Source organism: Arthrobacter sp. D1-29 (genome assembly GCF_054130585.1).
The window spans coordinates 4680562-4697375 of the sequence record NZ_CP096383.1 but is presented as its reverse complement, the minus strand read 5'-3'; the positions used below and the strand labels follow the sequence as shown (position 1 = coordinate 4697375).

The window sequence follows — 16814 nt, the reverse complement described above, 5'->3', positions numbered from 1 at the left end:
GAGGGGTGAGATCCCGGCGTTCCGGCAAAGGCTTGGCGCCGACATCTCACCCCTCGGTGCGGGAAACTCAGCCCCAGGGGATGATCCGGTCAGCTCCGAGGCGGGTGGCCTCGATGAGAACGGCGTTGGCTTCGTCCGGGCCCTGCGCCCAGGCCACTGCGGCGGAACGCTCCATGCCAAACGCCTCGTGCCTGGCCACCAGCCGTTCCAGCCGCAAATCCGCAGGGGTGTCAACGAACCACACTTCGTCCAGCTGGGCCCGCACCTGCTTCCAGGCAGGGGTGTCCGCCAGCAGGTAGTTGCCCTCGGTGATGACCAGCGGAATGCTGGCCGGGACCGCGATGGAAGCCGCCACGGGCTCGTCGATGGAGCGCCGGAATTCCGGGGCATACACCACGTCTTCGTCCCGGCGCACCAGCCGTTGGAGCAGCGAAAGGTACCCGCCGGCGTCGAACGTGTCGATGGCGCCTTTCCGCTGCCTCAGCGGAGTGCCGTCGATGATGGCGTTGCCCAGGTGGAACCCGTCCATGGGCACCACCACGGCCTGCTCCGGGCCGAATTGCTGCCGGATCCACTCGGCGAAGGTGGATTTACCGGACCCGGGGGCGCCCGCAATGCCCAGCAGGGTCCGGCTGCCCCCGGCTACTCTGAGGCGCAGCGCGTCCAGGGCCTGCATTATCTCGGGGGAGTCCATGCCAAAATCCTAAACCGCCCGCTGGATTCCAGAGGCTTTTGCGCTACCGGCGGCTACGCGCGGCCGCCGGCGGGGCAGCGGAGTTGCCGGGTTCGCCGGCCAATGCCTTGAGCCCGGCCGCACACACCACAATGCCGCCGATGAACAGCACTTTGAGCAGGCTGAAGGGCTCGGCACCGGTGGCCATCGCCCAGGCCACGGTCAGCCCGGCGCCGATTCCTACCCAAACGGCGTAGGCGGTGCCCAGGGGGATGCTTTTGACCGCGATGCCCAGCCCCAGCATGCTCAGTGTGGCGGTGGTGGCGAAGACGGCGGTGGGCAGCGGCCTGGTGAAGCCGTCAGACAGTCCAAGTGCCGTTGCCCAGACAGCTTCCAAAATGGCGGAAGCCAGCAGCACCAGCCACGGAACGGAGCGTTGCAGCACTATGCCACCACCTTCAGGCCAACCACGCAGGCGGCGATGCCGGCGAGCAGCAGCAGGCGCGCCGCCGTCGGCCGTTCCACCTTGGTGATGATGGCATACGCACTGGTCAGCACCACGCCCACCCCCACCCACACGGCGTAGGCGGTTCCGGTGGGGATGGATTGCATGGCGATCGCGAGTCCGCCGGTACTGGCCAGGACGGAGGCCAGGAAGAGTGCGGCGGGCAGGACCCTGCGGCGGCCGGTGGCCTGGAAGGTGCGGTGCAGGGCGGCGGCCCAGACGGCTTCCAGCGCTCCGGAGAGGATGAGGATTAACCACGACATGACAGATCCTTTGGCCAGTCTTGTCGCGTGCCGGGTACTGATCCGTCGTCCGGAGGCCCCACTGCGGAACCTTGCTTTCCAGCCTAGCAATACCGGCCTGCGGCTGGCCGGGTTGGTGGCCAACCTCACCACCGGGCTCCGTCCCCAAGTAGGTCGCGCTAACTGTCGTTTTGAGGGTTCAAAACGACAGTTAGCGCTGCTCAGTTGAGGGCGGGGCGGACTAGAGGGCGCCGCCGGCAGCCGCGGGGGCGGCGGAGTCGCGGCCGCCGTCGCCGATGGACTCGCGGGCGATGAAGTTCTCGATGTCGAACAGGTTGTCCGCACGCTCGGCTATGTTCAGCAGCGTGGTCATCGAGGCCACTTCCTCCACCTGCTCCTTGAGGAACCACAGCATGAACTGTTCACCCAGGGCATCATCCTCGCCGCGGGCCGCACGGAAGAGGGCTTCGATGTTGGCGGTGACTTCCTTTTCCTGCTGCAGCGCAAGCGCCAGTGGTTCGGTCACCGAGGAGAAGTCGTTGCGGACCGCGGGGACGCCGGGAATGGTGAAGGCGATGTCCCGGTCCAGCATGTACTGCACCATCATCATGGCGTGGTTCCGCTCTTCCACGGACTGCCGGTAGAAGTAGCGCGCCAGCTGCGGGAGGTCCTGGTTGGCGAACCAGGTGGCCACGGCGATGTACTGCTGCGAGGCGGTGAACTCGTTGCCGATCTGGGTGGACAGGAGCGAATTGAAGGATGTGGAGGTCATAGCCCGAGTCTATGGATGGAACCCAGGTGTGGCCAGTGTGCGCGTTGACTCATAGAAAACCTCCGCGTAGCCGGATACGTTGCCTCATTTGAAAACCTCCGCGTAGCGGCGTGGTTCGCGGTGGTGGCAGCGGATTGGGGCTATGCCCGTTTTCATGGAGCTAACGATGATCCAACGGCAGGCTGTGACGAAGAAGAAGGCTCTCGCTTACAAGACGGCGGATCGGGCGGGGAAGTCCCGGATCTTGAACGAGCTGGTCGAGCTGACCGGTTGGCACCGCGATTACGCCCGGGCGGCTCTGCGGGGCGCCTTGGTCCTGAAAGTTGTCAGGCCCAGGCCGGGCCGGAAGCCCGTGTACGGCCCTGATCTGCTGGACCCGCTGATCAGGTGCTGGGCTGTGTTGCGTGCCCCTGCCGGCAGGCTGCTGGCCCCGATGCTGCCGGTCCTGGTACCGCTGCTGCGCCGGGACAAAGAGCTGGTGATCACCGACAGGCAGGCTGATCTGCTGATGCGCATGAGCGCGGCGACGATCGACCGCAAACTCGTCGGTGAACGGGCGAAACTCTTCCCCCGGGGACGGTCCCATACCAAGCCCGGCACCCTCCTGAAATCCCAGATCCCGGTCCGGACCTGGGCCGAGTGGGACGACGCCGTCCCGGGATTCGTGGAGATTGATCTGGTTGGACATGAGGGCGGCAACAGCTTCGGGGAGTTCTGTTTCACCCTGACGGTGACCGATATTTCCACGGGCTGGACGGTGAACCGGTCGGTGCGGAACAAGGCGGCCAAATGGGTCTTCGAGGCCCTCGAACACGTCATCGCGGTGTTCCCTTTCCCGATCATCGGGATCGACTCGGACAACGGCTCCGAGTTCATCAATGAGCAACTGCTCGCTTACTGCCACGCACACCAGATCACCTTCACCCGGTCCCGCCCAGGCAACAAGAACGACGGCGCCCACGTGGAGCAAAAGAACTGGGCAAGGGTCCGGGAACTGGTCGGCTACCTCCGCTACGACACCACCGGGGAGCTCGGGAAACTCAACGAAATCTGGGAGCTGGACCGGCTCTTCACTAACTACCTGCTGCCCCAGCAAAAACTCATTCAGAAACAACGGCACGGCGCAAAAGTGACCAAGAAACACGACGCGCCGGCCACACCCCACCAGCGGGCGATCCGGCACGAGAAGATGCGTAAGCGCCCGATCATCCGGATGAATGCCGCCTTCAAACAGATCAAACCCGGCAGCCTCTCACGCCAGATCCTGGCACTCACCGCCCAGCTGGAGACCCTCTCCCGGGCAAAGAGTCCCGCCGCCGTCAAACCTGTCAACAGGGCTTGGAACAGCTAACAAGCCGGAGGTTTTTCAATGAGGCAACGAAGCACTCAGCCGGAGGTTTTCAAATGAGGCAACGAATCACCCTTGCCGGAGGTATTGCAATGAGGCAACAGGGTGTGGAAAGGCTCACGTAACCAAGGGTGGCTTTACCCTGCTCCCTCGCCCGCCACGCGGTCAATCGAGACCACCGCCAGGAATCCGCGGCCCAGGATTTCGGGGGAGCGCTCATCAGAACCCACGACGGCGTCGTAACGGCTCAGTGCCTCGGGTTCCGCTGCCGGGGCGGCGGCTTCCGGTTTTGCACTGTCATGTTCGGCACTGTCTTGTTCGGCACCATCTCCGGCTTCCTCTGCTGCACCCGCGCTGACAGTGGCTTGGCCCTGCAGCAGGACGCCCAGCTGGCCCTCAAAGAGGGGGTGGGCGCGCTTCTTGGACAGCTCGATGATGGACGTGTAGCCCTTGAAGGAACCGGTCCGGGTAATGACGTTCAGGTCCCGGATGTCACCCGTGGGCAGTGCGCCGTGGCTGGCGGCTTCGCCGGAGAACCTGAAGGGCCGGTATTTTTCCAGCGGGTGCTCGGCGCCGTCGACGGTCAGGAGGAGCAGTTCACCGTCGATCACGGTCAGCACGCGTTCCATCCCGGGGAACCCCGAGAAGTCGCCTGCCTTGCTGACTTCGGCGATGCTCACGCGCCAATCCCAGGCACCATCCTGGGCGGAGGCTGCTTTGGGATGGCTGGCCAGTTCCCGGGTCACACCACCGCCGTTGCGCCATGGTTGGGGCCTGAGCTCTGCATAACGGATGATCTCCATCCGTCCAGCCTAGTTGCCTGCGTGGCTGCTGGCCCTAGGAAGCCTGTGGAGCGATCGGTGAAGCTGTGACTGAACCGGTGGAGTAACTACATACAGCTCGGCCCTTATAGGACGTTCCACAATGTGGCGGAGTTAGATGATGGCGGTCATGACGTTCCAGCCGGAGCCGACTTGGACGGGGGTTAGCCATCCGCCGGTGCCGTTGCCGGGGTAAAGCCAGAGGGCACCGTTGCCGTCGCGGGCCGTGACGTCTGCGTGGCCGTCGCCATTGAAGTCGCCTGGGCCTACGATGGCGGTCATGACGTTCCAGCCGGAGCCGACCTGGACCGGGGTCAGCCATCCGCCGGTGCCGTTGCCCGGGTAAAGCCAGAGGGCACCGTTGCCGTCGCGGGCCGTGACGTCTGCGTGGCCGTCGCCATTGAAGTCGCCTGGGCCTACGATGGCGGTCATGACGTTCCAGCCGGAGCCGACCTGGACCGGGGTTAGCCATCCGCCGGTGCCGTTGCCGGGGTAAAGCCAGAGGGCACCGTTGCCGTCGCGGGCCGTGACGTCTGCGTGGCCGTCGCCATTGAAGTCGCCTGGGCCTACGATGGCGGTCATGACGTTCCAGCCGGAGCCGACCTGGACCGGGGTTAGCCATCCGCCGGTGCCGTTGCCGGGGTAAAGCCAGAGGGCACCGTTGCCGTCGCGGGCCGTGACGTCTGCGTGGCCGTCGCCATTGAAGTCGCCTGGGCCTACGATGGCGGTCATGACGTTCCAGCCGGAGCCGACCTGGACCGGGGTCAGCCATCCGCCGGTGCCGTTGCCCGGGTAAAGCCAGAGGGCACCGCTGCCATCACGGGCCAAAACGTCAGGGTGGCCATCAGCATCGAAGCCCTTTTTGACTAAGTTCGTGATCACTGACACTGTCCCGCTGACAGCGTTCGTGACATAGACCGTTTGCATCGTGGAATCCACCGCCACTCCCACTGGTGCGCTTCCGACGGAAATGATGCTGGTCACCGTGGTTCCGTTAACCACTGACACTTTGTCCGAATATACGTGGGTCACATAAATGGTGTGTGTCCGCGGATCGACCGCCACCCAATTCGGAGTCCTGTTGCCGAAGGCAATGCTGCCGGTCACGGTCGTCCCGTTAATAACACTCACGCTGCTCGCCGAGGGGTTGGTGACGTAGACGGTGTGCGTCCCCGGATCCACCGCCACTCCCAGAGGTCCGACACCAACAGTTATGGTGCTGCTGACAGCGGTTCCGTCAATCACGGATACGGTGCCGTCGTAGAGGTTCGCAATGTAGACCGTGTGCGTCGCCAGATCCACCGCCACCCCGTGCGGTCCATTCCCGACCGGGATAGTGCTGGTAACGGCAGCTCCACTAACCACAGAGACCACGTTGGCGTAAGGGTGGGTGACGTAGACCCTGTGCGTCTCCGGGTCCACCGCCACTCCATAAGGGCTGCTGTCGACAGGGATGGTGCCGGTCACGGTGTTGCCCTTGATCACGGACACCGACTGGCTGCCGCCGTTCGTGACGTAGACAGTGTGCGTAACGGGATCCACTGCCACCCCCAAAGGGTGATCGCCTACAGGGATGGTGCTGGTCACCGTGTTCCCATTGATGACGGAAACAGTTCCGTCTTCAGTGTTGACGACATAGGCGGTGTGCGTCACCGGATCAACAGCCACCCCCTGCGGAAGTCGGCCGACGGCGATGGTGTTGGTCTCAGCCTGGGCGGCGTAGGCGGCATCCGCGACGATCGGTGCGGCCAAGAGCATCAGCGCAAGAACAGCGGCGGCACCGGCACGGATGAAGGAAAGACTGCGCATAAGCACACACCCTAGCGTCAGATTGGGTATACGCAGCACTCTGATTGCCTCAACCGCAATTAAGACCCCCGTGATAGTTCGGGTTGGCGGAAGGACCACTCATTAGGGGTGTGTCCGGCGGATTCAACTAAGTGTGTGGGCCGGAATGGCACGGATCTGAAGTTGCCGAAGCAGCTACCCAGTTCAGGGACTTGATTGAGCGGGAGAACCAGTGCCTTTGGAAGGGGTCACATCGGCAGCCCTTCCCTGCTAACCTCCTCCGGGGGACAATGTGAAGTCTGCCTTAAGGAGCACGGAATGTTCGTCAAAGTGTGCGGGCTGAGTACGCCCGAATCTGTCCGGGAGGCCGTGGCCGCCGGAGCGGACGCTGTCGGCTTTGTCCTGACGGCCAGCCCCCGTGTGGTGTCGCCGTCGCAGGTGCCAGCCCTCCTGGACAGCGTTCCCGACGGCGTTACGGCCGTTGGCGTCTTCCGGCACGAGCCTGCCGCGGATGCGGTGGCCATTGCCCGCGCCGCCGGGCTGCAGTGGGTCCAGTTGCACGGGGAGCGCACCCCTGGGGACGTCGCTACCGTCCACGACGCCGGCATGAAACTGATCAGGGCGGTCACCATGGGGGCGGGGCAGGCAGCCTTCGGCAACTGGGGCGAGGAACTCCTGCTGGTGGACGCCGCCGTCCCCGGCTCCGGCGAGGCATGGGATTACAGTTCGGTCAGGACGGCTGGACTGGAGGGCCGTCACTGGCTGCTGGCCGGCGGCCTTGATTCCGCCAACGTCGCAGAGGCTTCCGCTGCTGCAGGTGCGTGGGGAGTTGACGTGTCTTCCGGCGTCGAGGTTTCCCGCGGGGTGAAGGACCTGGAGAAAATCCGCGCCTTCGTCCATGCAGCCAAGGGCTAGTTCCTCAGGACACCTGGGCCGGGCGACCAGCCAACCAGGCTGACCGCTCAGGGGACAATCAGGGCAGCCCCTGAGGTTTTGTCAGACCCCTCAGGGCACAATGGACAGATGAAGACACTGCTCAACATCATCTGGCTGATCTTTGGCGGCTTCTGGCTTGCCCTTGGCTATTTCCTTGCTGGAATTATCTGCTGCCTGCTTATCATCACCATTCCGTGGGGGATCGCCTCATTCCGGATTGCCGCGTATACGCTGTGGCCGTTCGGGCGCACAGTGGTGGACAAGCCTGGCGGAACTGGCATCTTCTCGCTGCTGGGCAACGTGATCTGGCTGCTGGTGGCTGGGATCTGGATCGCGATCGGGCACGTGGTCACCGCCTTTGCCATGGCCATCACCATCATCGGCATCCCGCTGGCCATCGCCAACCTCAAGCTGATCCCGGTGTCCCTGATGCCGCTGGGCAAACAGATCGTTCCCACTGACGCGCCGTTCGTCACCAGCTACCGCTAATAGCCACACGTTTCGGGTGCGGCGGCAACGTGCCCTAAGGCTTTGTTTCAACGCCCGGCACCAGTCCCTGGGCTTCCAGCTCCTCCGTCCGGAGGGCGCGGAGCACGCAGAACTCGTTGCCGTCCGGGTCCGCCAGCACCACCCAGGTCACGTCATCCCCTTGGCCTACCGATACACGGCGGGCGCCCAGTTCCTGCAGGCGCTTGACCTCCGCGGCCTGGTCTTCCGGGCGAAGGTCCAGGTGCAGCCTGTTCTTAATCTCCTTGCGCTCTGGCACCTTGAGGAACAGCAGGTCCGGTGAGACGCCGTCCTCGGGGCTGCCTGCCGGAGGTTCGAGGACTATCTCGTCCTCCACCTCATACGTCCGGCGCCACCCCAGGGCTTTCTCCCAAAAATCTGCGGGCACTTTGGGATTCGTGGAGTCGATGCAGACGGCTTGGATTCGCAGGTTCATCCGAGCAGTCTTGCATTGGCTGTGCCGGCCCGTAAAGGCTTGGGCTGGGTAGGTTGCTGCGGTAAAGAGCAGGCAGGCGCCCGTCAGGCCAGCTCGCCCTGAAGGTTGCTTCGGGCAGCGTCCAGCCACAGCTCCTGCGCCCGTTCAGTGTGGAACAGCGGGTCCAGTTCCAGCAGGCGCCGTACGACGGCGGCGCGTCCGGCCGCGAAGTCGGCGTCGCCGATGTGCGCGTAGTCTTCCCGGACGGCCGCCAGGTAACGGGCGTAGGGCTCCGGTTCGCCGCCGAGGACCGAAAGGTCAGCATCGCAAAGGAGGGCGCCGTCGTCGTCCCCTGGTTCCGGGCAGTGGTCAGCGGTCAGCCGGACCAGGCGGGCAACCTCCTCGACGTCCGCGGCCGGCAGCCCGGCGTCAGCCAGCCTGTCCTCGGCGAGCCGGGCTGATTCCTCCTCATCCTGGCCGGCAATACCGCGGTAGACGGCATCATGGAACCAGGCTGCGAGGACCACCGGGCGGGGAGGCTCGGCGGGTTCGCTGAGCAGGTCCAGGGCCTCCAGCACGGCGAGCAGGTGGGTGCGGCCATGATACTTGCGGTGTTCTTCGCCCCAACGGTCCAGCAGGTCCAGGAACAGTGCATCATGGCCCGGCATAACAGAGTTCCAGCGGTTCAGCAGCGGCACTTTCAGAGACCCGTTGCGCTGGCGAGCCGGGATGCGCAGCCCGCTGGAAATAAGTTTCCGCACCAGGATCCGCCCCTCAACCGGGACAGCCCCGGCGGCCACCAGGTCCTCAATGCGGCGTTCCGGGACGTCGTAGTGGTCGCAGTCGAACGCCCGTTCCGGAATGCCGGCTGCAGAGGCAAAGGCGTGGAGCTCCTCGAGTGAACTGTCCGAGATGAGATGCGAGAAGTGTGTTCCGTGGGCAGGCCAAAGGGGCGGGTCCAGAAAAATGGCCATGGAGGAAGTCTAGTCCGGGCAATCCCTGGTGGGGGAGGCAGGAGGGGCCGTAGCTCCACCTTGAACCCAAACACCGGCGGCCGGTCTCCCCCAAGATGACCGGCTGCCGGCATGCGGGTTCTACCTCGTCAGTTCGGCTGCCCGGGCAGCCGCCTGCTTCCGGATCTCCCTCACCCTGGTGATCTCCGGCTCCAGCTCCTGCATTCGGGTGGTGAGGTACTTGTCCAGCACAGTATCCAGGCGGCCGTGAAAGCTGACCTGTTCGCGGCAGGTCGCGTCTGTCACGGCGATCTTGAGCTCGTTGAGTCCGCCGGCCTGGACTCCGGCACTGACCGCGTCCGCCGGGCTGCGAAAGTTGGCGTAGGGCGAGGAAGCCATGCAGTCCTTCCAGGCATCGATGGCCTTTTGGAAGCCTGAATCGGACATCGCCGCGCCGGCAGCCGAGTTGAGTGAGTTTCCTGCCACTCCGGTCGCCAGAATGTAGTTCTCCATGCTGCCGTAGATCGCCGTTGCCGCCTGCCCGCGGCAGCCACTGCCGGACGTGCCCAGCCCGGTGCCGTTCACCTGCACGATGTCATCGTCCTGCCCGGTTCCGGACAGGGCGGCCACAAAGGCGGGGTCGGCGAAGAGTGCGGCTTCGACCGTCCCGTCCGCCGGTTCGCCAGGCCCTGCCGTCTGCAGCGAGGCATACCCGTCCGCTTTCGCGGCCGCCACGTCCAGGCGCTTGAGGCCCATGTTGGCATTGAAATCGACCTTGTAAGCCGCCACCTGCGGGGCGTAGTCGTAACCTGCTGCCGCCATGCACTTCGTGATGGCCGCGGCCCGGCCCGTTTCAGCTGCCGCATCCGCGCTGGCATACAACTGGGCCTCAGCCGTAATCCCGCTGACGGGTGAGGCTGAGGCAGTGACGGCACCGCCCGGCACAGTTGAGGCCGCGAGGGCTGCCGCTGCCCCTGCCGCGAGCACGGCGAGTCCGATGAGTTTCCTTTTCATGGTGTGTCCTCCAATTGTTGGTGATGATTACGTGTGTTCGATTGGACGGAAGGTCCCTGCTGGCCCAAATGCAGGCCTCAGCCGCCGAGCAGGCCATTCTGGTAGGCGTAGGCCACCAGCTGGATCCGGCTGCGGAGCTTGAGTTTTGCCAGAATGCTGCCCACATGGGACTTCACCGTCGCCTCGCTCAGGACCAGGCCGGCGGCGATTTCGGCGTTCCCCTGGCCTTCCGCGGCCAGCAGAAACACATCCTTTTCCCGTTCAGACAAGGCCGCCAGGGCAGCCGGGTTTCCGGCCGACGGCGTGGTGTAGTCGCGAAGCAGCTGGTTCGTGGCGTGCGGAGCCATCACGGCGTGGCCTGAATGGACGGTCCGGATGGCAGCGAGCAGGAATTCGGGCGTGGCATCCTTGGTCAGGAATCCGGCGGCGCCCGCCTGGATGGCCCGGACCACCGCCTCATCGTGCTGGATAGTGGTGAGCACAATGATCTTCGGAGCACCGGGAGCGGAGGTAATGCTGCGGGTTGCGGTAATCCCGTCCATGACGGGCATCCGGATATCCATCAGCATGATGTCAGGCCCGACAGCGGCTGCCAGTTCCACGGCTTCCGCACCATTGTGTGCCTCCCCAACGAAGTCCAGGTCGGCCTGGCTTCGCAGGATCATCTTCAGGCCTGCGCTGAACAGGGGCTGGTCGTCCACCAGGGCAATCCGGATCGCTGGCGCTTTCCCGTCTATTTCAGTCACGGCAGGAGTGCCTCCACATCGAACTGCGTCCCCGTGGTGCGCGCAGTGAGCGAGCCGCCCACCGCCGTCGCGCGTTCCTTCATGCCAGGGATGCCCCGTCCGGTGCCCGCACGGGCAGAGGTGCCGGAAGCAGAAGTATTGGAGGCAGAGCCTGCCTTCGGGTTTTCCGTGACAAGCGCAGAGCTCACCCGAACCGCGAGCCCATCCCTGCCGGGGGTGACCGAAACGGTGGCCCCCTTGGACCTGTCGCCGTGACGGAACGCATTTGTCAGGCTTTCCTGGATCAGGCGGTAAGCCGTGAGTTCCTGCACGGGGGTCACCGCGGGCGGCATCTCGGGTGCGTCCACGCTGACCGTCATGCCGCTCGCAGAGAACTGGCCGGCCAGGGAATCCAGCTGGCGGAGGGACGGCGCAGGGGAGGAGTCCGACGGCGAGACGTTCTCTAGCATGTGCCGGGTTTCCAGCAATGCCGTTCGGGCTGCCGAGGCAATGATCCTGGCGGATTCCTCCACGGTATCGGGCTCCGTGCGGTGTATGTAGCGGATTCCTTCGGCCTGCGCGGTGATGACGGTCAGGGAGTGGGCCAGGACATCGTGGAGTTCACGGGCAATCCTGTTGCGTTCCTGCTCTACGGCGAGATCGGTGGAGGCCTCCCGCAGGTTCCTCTCCGCCCGGAGCTGAGCCCGGCGGCTACTGGAGGCGTTATTGACGGCCAGCCCGCCGGCCCAGGCGGCGAGGTGGAAGGCCGCGAAAGCGCCAAAGACCAGGAAAATGTAGGTCCCGGTGCGGACGTCGCCTCGGCCGTACAGCTGGGCGCCGAAAACGAAGTTGATCCAGGTGCCGTCACTGAACCAGATGATGGTGATGAGCCCGGCCGATGCGGCGGCAAACGCCGGCAACAGCCAGCGGTGCCGGCCCCGGTAGGCCAGGGTGGCGAAGAGGATGGCCAGGGGGACTGCTATGTAGCTGAGGACGCCGGAGACCATAACGCCCGGTGCCAGCTTGAAGGTTTGCAGCACCAGGACGCCGGCCACGAAAGCCAGGGCTCCCAGTGGAATCAGGCGGGCGACGGCTACAGCGCTAAGCAGCCCAAACAACACGGCGCTGTCCCGGTTGAAACCACGTTGCTCCAGCACCACAAGGGCCAGCAACACTGCCGCTGACGTGACGGGAGCCGCCGCCTGGCGGGCTGGAAGGTGGAAACGCTTCACAAGGGGGAACATGCATCCACCCTAGGCGGGGCCCGGGGCGTGAACCCGCCCCACGGCAAGGGTTCAACACAGAGGATGAGGAAGTTCAACCGGAGTGATGAGCCCAGGAGGCTTTCCGCTCGGCTCGCCGGCTCAGCCCTCTGCCGGCAGGATGTTTTGGTTGCCGCGGAACACGTTCTGCGGATCGAACTCCCGTTTGACCCTGGCCAGGCGCGCGTAGTTCTGCTGGCCGAAGGCTGCCCGGATCCGGTCCTGGCCCTCGTTGCCAATGAAGTTGAGCCAGACGCCACCCGTGGCATACGGCGAGATCTTCTCCCGGAAGCCCTTCACCCAGGCCTTGGCAACCTGGCCTTGCTCAGCGGTGGGGGAGATCCCGTAGGGATGGCTGACCCAGGCGGAGTTCCGGTTCATCAGGGGAGTTGCGGCGGCCGCGTCCCCTCCCACCGCCCCGCCCCAGCGGATGATGATCTGCTGGGAGGTGGCGTCGGGCAGGTTCCGTGCCGATTCCACAAACAGGTCCAGCGCATCATCGGGCAGATCGTCGTGGTGGTCGGCACTCCAGTAGTTGTAGTGGTCGGCAGGGTCGTCGAGGGAGCTTTGGAACGCCGTGTAGCTGGTGTCTCCCACGAGGTCCACGGCGGGCCCGAGCTCACGGAATGGCCTGGCATGCTCGGATCCCTGCTCGGGGTCACCGGCGTAGAGGTAGGCCAGCCCCACTGCCATCTTTCCCGCCATCTCCTCGGGAATGCCATCCTCGGAAGGGGCAGTCAAATAGAACAGGCCAAGGCCCACGCCGTCAGGAGCCGCAAGCGCCAGGTCCCTGAACGCCGGGGTGACGTCCCCTGCGGCATCGCCGGGCCACAGCAGCAGGCCGGCATGAACCACCGGACCCACCCGGTGCGCCTGGAACGTGAAGGAGGTTGCCACCCCGAAGTTCCCGCCTCCGCCATGCAGAGCCCAAAAGAGGTCGGGATTTTCGCGTGCGCTCGCGGTGACGCGGTCGCCGTCGGCCGTCACCAGGTTCACTGATACCAGGCTGTCGCACGCGAAGCCGTAAGAACGTTCCAGCCAACCGGACCCGCCGCCCAGCGTAAATCCTGCCACTCCGGTAGTGGAGGCCCTGCCGCCGGTCACGGCCAGGCCGTACTCCTGCGTGGCGTGGTCGAACTCGCCCCAGGTTAAGCCGGCGCCGGCGGTGACGATACCGCTTTCCGGGTCCACGTGGATGGACTTCATGGGGCGCACATCAATGACTATGCCGTCGTCGTTGGTGGACATTCCGGCCACTGAGTGCCCGCCGGCGCGGACGGCAATGGGCAGCGAGTTTTCCCGGCCGTACCGAAGGGCCTCGGCCACGTCGGCATCGTTGGAACACTGGGCGATGACGGCCGGCCTGCGGTCGATCATGGCGTTGAAGACCTTCCGGGCCTCCTGGTAGTCCGGGCTGTCCCGCTTTATCCACTTCATAACAACACTCCTCAGCGAGTGAGGCCCTCCCCAAGGAAAGGGTAGGACCAGGCGCTGCTCATCCACCAGCGCAAATTCTTTTCGCCGCCAGGTCCGCTACCGCAACAGGCTCAAGCGGAGAACCGAATCTGCGGAGGAGAGATGGAGGTTAAGCCGCGTATGAGGGCTAGACTAAGCGAATGTCCAGTATCCGCGTTTCGGAAGCAGCCCGGTTCCTAGGCGTCAGCGACGACACCATCCGCCGCTGGATGGAGAACGGCAGCCTGACCCCCGTCAAGGACGCCGCCGGCCGGCTCTCCGTGGACGGCCTGGAGTTGGCCCATCACGCACAGAAGCTGGCACAACTCCCGGACGATCCGCACAGGACTGTCAGTTCGGCACGCAACAGGTTCGTAGGCCTGGTCACCGGCATCACCATGGACACCGTTATGGCCCAGGTGGAGCTGCAGTGCGGGCCGTTCCGCGTCGTGTCCCTGATGAGCAGCGAGGCTGTCCGCGAGCTGGGCCTGGAGCTTGGATCCGTGGCCACTGCCGTGGTCAAGGCCACCACCGTGATTATCGAGACGCCGCACGGAAAGGGCTCCGCATGAGGCTGCCAGTTGCAGGAAATCTCAGAGTTGCAGGAAAGCTGCTGGCCGCTGTGCTCGCCACCGGCTTCCTGGCCGCCTGCTCGCCGTCGGGGCCGGCTGGGCCGGCCGGGCCGGGGGGAAACAACGATGGCGGCGCCTCCGGATCCGGTGGCACAGTTACGGTTTTCGCCGCGGCCTCGCTCAAATCCCCCTTCACCGAGTTGGCCAGGCAATTTGAGGCCGCCAACCCGGGAACCAGGGTCACGCTCAATTTTGCCGGCTCTGCAGACCTGGCAACCCAGATCATCCAGGGTGCCCCGGCGGACGTCTTCGCCTCAGCGGACAGCCGGAACATGGGCAAGCTGGTGGATGAGGGACTGGTGGAGGATGAACCGCGAGACTTCGCCAGCAACACGCTCACCATCGCCGTTCCGCCCGGCAACCCCGCCGGCATCTTCACGTTCCGTGATCTGGGAAAGACCGGCACCAAGGTGGTGGTCTGCGCCAGCCAGGTGCCGTGTGGCGGAGCGATCCGCGGCATCACAGAAGAGACCGGCACCACGCTGAGCCCTGTCAGCGAGGAAACGTCCGTCACCGATGTCCTGGGCAAAGTCACGTCGGGCGAGGCTGACGCCGGGCTGGTCTACGTCACGGATGCAAAAGGTGCTGGCGGGAAGGTGGAGTCCGTGCCCTTCCCCGAGGCCGCCAAGGCCGTCAACACCTACCCCATTGCCACGGTGAAGGGCGCCAGGAACAAGGCCGCGGCAGAAGCATTCAGTGATCTTGTCCTGGGCATCGCGGGCCAGGAGGTGCTGGACGCTGCAGGCTTCGGTGCGCCGCCGCCATGAGCCGCCGCAGAGCCCCCACCTACACGGGCGTTCCCGCGTGGATCTACGCCGTGGCCGCCGCCGGCGGGTTGCTGGTGTTGCTCCCGCTGGCCGCCATGGTGGCCCGGGTCAACTGGCCCCAATTCCTCCCACTGATCACCTCCGACTCCTCGCTGACGGCACTGGGCCTGAGCCTGCGCACCTCCGCCGCCAGCACCGCGCTGTGCCTCCTGCTGGGGGTTCCCATCGCCCTGGTCCTGGCGCGGGGCAGCTTTCCGGGCCAGCGGCTGCTCCGATCCCTGGTGCTGCTCCCGCTGGTGCTTCCGCCCGTGGTGGGCGGCATCGCCCTGCTGTACACGTTTGGCCGGCAGGGCCTGCTGGGCAGCACCGTTGAGGTCCTGGGCCTGCAGATAGCGTTCTCCACCACCGCGGTGGTCCTGGCCCAGACGTTTGTGGCCCTGCCGTTCCTGGTGGTCAGCCTCGAGGGTGCCTTGAGGACGGCGGGCCCCCGGTACGAGGCCGTGGCGGCCACGCTGGGTGCCCGGCCCAGCACGGTTCTTCGCCGGGTCACGCTGCCGCTGGTGCTTCCCGGCCTGGCCTCGGGCGCCGTGCTGTCCTTCGCCCGCAGCCTGGGCGAGTTCGGCGCAACGCTCACTTTCGCCGGGAGCCTTGAAGGAGTCACCAGGACGTTGCCGCTTGAAATCTACCTCCAGCGTGAAACGGATGCCGATGCCGCCGTCGCCCTTTCCCTGGTCCTGGTGGCAGTAGCGGTCTCGGTGGTGGCCCTCGCGTACCGCAGCCCGCGCCCTTCCGGCAGCGCCACTGCAGAAAGTACGACGGCGCCATCCGCCACCGGTAGGGGTGTCCAGTGACGTTCACGGTCCAGGCAGCCGTGGAGGCCCGTGGCTTCGATGTCTCCCTCACACTGGGGCCGGCAGAGACTGTAGCGGTGATGGGTCCGAACGGCGCAGGCAAGTCCTCCCTGCTGTCCGTCGTTGCGGGCTTGCTGCACCCGGACTCGGGCAGGGCGGAGCTCGACGGGCGGGTCCTGTTTGACCTCGCGGACGGCAGGGGTGAATGGACAGCTCCGCACCGGCGCGGCACGGCACTCCTGGCGCAGGAACCCCTGCTTTTCCCGCATCTTAGCGCGCTGGACAACGTGGCCTTTGGACCCCGCAGCGCGGGTGCCTCGAAGCACCACGCGCGGGAATCGGCCAGGCGGTGGCTGGCTGAAGTGGAAGCCGAAGGGCTGGCCATGCGGCGACCAGCCGAGCTGTCCGGCGGGCAGGCGCAGCGGGTGGCTGTGGCGAGGGCGCTGGCAGCGGATCCCGGGCTCCTCCTGCTGGACGAGCCCATGGCCGCCCTCGACATTCATGCTGCCCCGCTGCTGCGGCGGCTGCTGAAACGGGTTCTCGCCGGCCGGCGGGCCATCATCATTACGCATGACGTGCTGGATGCCCTGATGCTGGCGGACCGGGTGGTGATCCTGGAGAACGGCCGGATCAGCGAGGCAGGCCCCACCCGTGACGTGTTCCAGCGACCGAAAAGCCGGTTCGCCGCAGGGCTGGCCGGGCTGAACTTCATCCCGGGCAGGATCACGGCGCACGGCCTGGAGTCCGGGACCCTGGCCATCTACGGGCGGCACGATGACTTTCCCGGCCCGCTGCCCACCGGACAGCCCGGCGTGGCGGTCTTCCCGCCGTCGGCCGTTTCAGTGTTCCCCCATGAGGCGCACGGCAGTCCGCGGAATTCCTTCGCCGTGACCATCGCCCACCTGGAGCCGCACGGGGACCTGATCAGGGTCCGCGGCGGCGACGGCGGGTATTTGAGTGCCGACATCACCCCTGAAGCGTCTGCTGACCTGGGGCTGGCGCCGGGGATGCAGGTGTACTTTGTCATCAAGGCTGGCGCGGTGGCCATCTACCCCGGCTGAAAATCATCCCGTGGCAGGAGCGCGGCCGCGTCTGGCCTGGCTAGGCTGGTCAGCGTTGGCTGAACGGGGCCGGCCATATGGGGGAGT

Annotated in this window: 19 protein-coding genes and 1 riboswitch; of the genes, 7 read left to right on the top strand and 12 right to left on the bottom strand. The window is 65.6% G+C overall.

Annotated features, from left to right (window positions below; translation table 11 throughout):
- Nucleotides 1-67: 67 nt before the first annotated feature.
- The 4 genes from M1E17_RS21390 to M1E17_RS21375 form a co-directional block, all read right to left on the bottom strand.
- On the bottom strand, nt 68-694 hold the full coding sequence (locus tag M1E17_RS21390; protein WP_457964007.1) for a nucleoside/nucleotide kinase family protein: 627 nt from the start codon (nt 692-694) through the stop codon (nt 68-70).
- 43 nt (nt 695-737) lie between these two features.
- Nucleotides 738-1118, bottom strand: coding sequence for a DMT family transporter (locus tag M1E17_RS21385; RefSeq protein ID WP_457964006.1), 381 nt, complete (start codon nt 1116-1118; stop codon nt 738-740).
- On the bottom strand, nt 1118-1441 hold the full coding sequence (locus M1E17_RS21380) for a DMT family transporter (protein WP_457964004.1): 324 nt from the start codon (nt 1439-1441) through the stop codon (nt 1118-1120). Before M1E17_RS21380 ends, M1E17_RS21385 begins: the two co-directional genes overlap by 1 nt.
- A gap of 9 nt (nt 1442-1450) precedes the next feature.
- Nucleotides 1451-1516: riboswitch (guanidine-III (ykkC-III) riboswitch) on the bottom strand.
- Between the two features lie 145 nt (nt 1517-1661).
- Nucleotides 1662-2192, bottom strand: a complete 531-nt coding sequence (locus M1E17_RS21375; protein WP_267276647.1) for a ferritin — start codon at nt 2190-2192, stop codon at nt 1662-1664.
- Nucleotides 2193-2358: 166 nt separating this feature from the next.
- On the opposite strand from M1E17_RS21375, the gene M1E17_RS21370 reads away from it, so the two are divergent.
- Complete coding sequence (locus M1E17_RS21370) at nt 2359-3543, top strand: integrase catalytic domain-containing protein (protein WP_457964002.1); 1185 nt, start codon at nt 2359-2361, stop codon at nt 3541-3543.
- A gap of 134 nt (nt 3544-3677) precedes the next feature.
- Here M1E17_RS21370 and M1E17_RS21365 read toward each other — a convergent pair whose 3' ends face one another.
- Nucleotides 3678-4343, bottom strand: coding sequence for a HutD/Ves family protein (locus M1E17_RS21365; protein WP_457964000.1), 666 nt, complete (start codon nt 4341-4343; stop codon nt 3678-3680).
- A 132-nt stretch (nt 4344-4475) separates the two neighbouring features.
- Nucleotides 4476-6170 (bottom strand): FG-GAP-like repeat-containing protein, encoded by a 1695-nt coding sequence (locus M1E17_RS21360; RefSeq protein ID WP_457963998.1) that lies wholly within the window; start codon nt 6168-6170, stop codon nt 4476-4478.
- A 297-nt stretch (nt 6171-6467) separates the two neighbouring features.
- Between M1E17_RS21360 and M1E17_RS21355 the strand changes: the two genes are divergently transcribed.
- Both M1E17_RS21355 and M1E17_RS21350 read left to right on the top strand, forming a co-directional pair.
- Nucleotides 6468-7064, top strand: coding sequence for a phosphoribosylanthranilate isomerase (locus M1E17_RS21355; protein ID WP_457963996.1), 597 nt, complete (start codon nt 6468-6470; stop codon nt 7062-7064).
- A 108-nt stretch (nt 7065-7172) separates the two neighbouring features.
- Complete coding sequence (locus tag M1E17_RS21350; protein ID WP_457963994.1) at nt 7173-7574, top strand: YccF domain-containing protein; 402 nt, start codon at nt 7173-7175, stop codon at nt 7572-7574.
- A 34-nt stretch (nt 7575-7608) separates the two neighbouring features.
- On the opposite strand, the gene M1E17_RS21345 is transcribed toward M1E17_RS21350, so the two are convergent.
- From M1E17_RS21345 to M1E17_RS21320, 6 genes are all read right to left on the bottom strand, one after another.
- Nucleotides 7609-8028, bottom strand: a complete 420-nt coding sequence (locus M1E17_RS21345; RefSeq protein WP_457963993.1) for a VOC family protein — start codon at nt 8026-8028, stop codon at nt 7609-7611.
- A gap of 83 nt (nt 8029-8111) precedes the next feature.
- Nucleotides 8112-8981: a DUF4031 domain-containing protein gene (locus M1E17_RS21340; RefSeq protein WP_457963992.1), complete on the bottom strand. Its 870-nt coding sequence runs from the start codon at nt 8979-8981 to the stop codon at nt 8112-8114.
- A 120-nt stretch (nt 8982-9101) separates the two neighbouring features.
- On the bottom strand, nt 9102-9974 hold the full coding sequence (locus tag M1E17_RS21335) for a hypothetical protein (protein WP_457963991.1): 873 nt from the start codon (nt 9972-9974) through the stop codon (nt 9102-9104).
- A gap of 77 nt (nt 9975-10051) precedes the next feature.
- The gene (locus tag M1E17_RS21330) at nt 10052-10639 is read right to left on the bottom strand and encodes a response regulator (RefSeq protein ID WP_457967877.1); all 588 of its coding nucleotides are present in this window, start codon (nt 10637-10639) and stop codon (nt 10052-10054) included.
- 77 nt (nt 10640-10716) lie between these two features.
- A complete protein-coding gene (locus M1E17_RS21325) occupies nt 10717-11943 on the bottom strand; it encodes a sensor histidine kinase (protein ID WP_457963989.1) in 1227 nt (408 codons plus the stop codon).
- Nucleotides 11944-12063: 120 nt separating this feature from the next.
- Complete coding sequence (locus M1E17_RS21320) at nt 12064-13398, bottom strand: FAD-binding oxidoreductase (RefSeq protein WP_457963987.1); 1335 nt, start codon at nt 13396-13398, stop codon at nt 12064-12066.
- Nucleotides 13399-13577: 179 nt separating this feature from the next.
- On the opposite strand from M1E17_RS21320, the gene M1E17_RS21315 reads away from it, so the two are divergent.
- The 4 genes from M1E17_RS21315 to M1E17_RS21300 are packed head-to-tail and all read left to right on the top strand — an operon-like array spanning nt 13578 to nt 16727.
- A complete protein-coding gene (locus tag M1E17_RS21315) occupies nt 13578-13988 on the top strand; it encodes a TOBE domain-containing protein (protein WP_457963985.1) in 411 nt (136 codons plus the stop codon).
- Nucleotides 13985-14815: a molybdate ABC transporter substrate-binding protein gene (gene modA / locus M1E17_RS21310; protein WP_457963983.1), complete on the top strand. Its 831-nt coding sequence runs from the start codon at nt 13985-13987 to the stop codon at nt 14813-14815. Before M1E17_RS21315 ends, modA begins: the two co-directional genes overlap by 4 nt.
- Nucleotides 14812-15666 carry an ABC transporter permease gene (locus M1E17_RS21305; protein WP_457963981.1) on the top strand — a complete coding sequence of 285 codons (855 nt, stop codon included), beginning with the start codon at nt 14812-14814 and terminating at the stop codon, nt 15664-15666. The genes modA and M1E17_RS21305 overlap by 4 nt, the downstream gene beginning before the upstream one ends.
- Nucleotides 15663-16727 carry a sulfate/molybdate ABC transporter ATP-binding protein gene (locus M1E17_RS21300; protein ID WP_457963980.1) on the top strand — a complete coding sequence of 355 codons (1065 nt, stop codon included), beginning with the start codon at nt 15663-15665 and terminating at the stop codon, nt 16725-16727. The genes M1E17_RS21305 and M1E17_RS21300 overlap by 4 nt, the downstream gene beginning before the upstream one ends.
- The last annotated feature ends 87 nt before the right edge of the window (nt 16728-16814 follow it).

Coding starts and splice junctions, on each gene's coding strand:
- M1E17_RS21390 (WP_457964007.1), bottom strand. CDS start 694: ATGGACTCCCCCGAGATAATGCAGGCCCTGGACGCGCTGCGCCTCAGA.
- M1E17_RS21380 (WP_457964004.1), bottom strand. CDS start 1,441: ATGTCGTGGTTAATCCTCATCCTCTCCGGAGCGCTGGAAGCCGTCTGG.
- M1E17_RS21375 (WP_267276647.1), bottom strand. CDS start 2,192: ATGACCTCCACATCCTTCAATTCGCTCCTGTCCACCCAGATCGGCAAC.
- M1E17_RS21370 (WP_457964002.1), top strand. CDS start 2,359: ATGATCCAACGGCAGGCTGTGACGAAGAAGAAGGCTCTCGCTTACAAG.
- M1E17_RS21365 (WP_457964000.1), bottom strand. CDS start 4,343: ATGGAGATCATCCGTTATGCAGAGCTCAGGCCCCAACCATGGCGCAAC.
- M1E17_RS21360 (WP_457963998.1), bottom strand. CDS start 6,170: ATGCGCAGTCTTTCCTTCATCCGTGCCGGTGCCGCCGCTGTTCTTGCG.
- M1E17_RS21355 (WP_457963996.1), top strand. CDS start 6,468: ATGTTCGTCAAAGTGTGCGGGCTGAGTACGCCCGAATCTGTCCGGGAG.
- M1E17_RS21350 (WP_457963994.1), top strand. CDS start 7,173: ATGAAGACACTGCTCAACATCATCTGGCTGATCTTTGGCGGCTTCTGG.
- M1E17_RS21345 (WP_457963993.1), bottom strand. CDS start 8,028: ATGAACCTGCGAATCCAAGCCGTCTGCATCGACTCCACGAATCCCAAA.
- M1E17_RS21340 (WP_457963992.1), bottom strand. CDS start 8,981: ATGGCCATTTTTCTGGACCCGCCCCTTTGGCCTGCCCACGGAACACAC.
- M1E17_RS21335 (WP_457963991.1), bottom strand. CDS start 9,974: ATGAAAAGGAAACTCATCGGACTCGCCGTGCTCGCGGCAGGGGCAGCG.
- M1E17_RS21330 (WP_457967877.1), bottom strand. CDS start 10,639: ATGATCCTGCGAAGCCAGGCCGACCTGGACTTCGTTGGGGAGGCACAC.
- M1E17_RS21325 (WP_457963989.1), bottom strand. CDS start 11,943: ATGTTCCCCCTTGTGAAGCGTTTCCACCTTCCAGCCCGCCAGGCGGCG.
- M1E17_RS21320 (WP_457963987.1), bottom strand. CDS start 13,398: ATGAAGTGGATAAAGCGGGACAGCCCGGACTACCAGGAGGCCCGGAAG.
- M1E17_RS21315 (WP_457963985.1), top strand. CDS start 13,578: ATGTCCAGTATCCGCGTTTCGGAAGCAGCCCGGTTCCTAGGCGTCAGC.
- modA (WP_457963983.1), top strand. CDS start 13,985: ATGAGGCTGCCAGTTGCAGGAAATCTCAGAGTTGCAGGAAAGCTGCTG.
- M1E17_RS21305 (WP_457963981.1), top strand. CDS start 14,812: ATGAGCCGCCGCAGAGCCCCCACCTACACGGGCGTTCCCGCGTGGATC.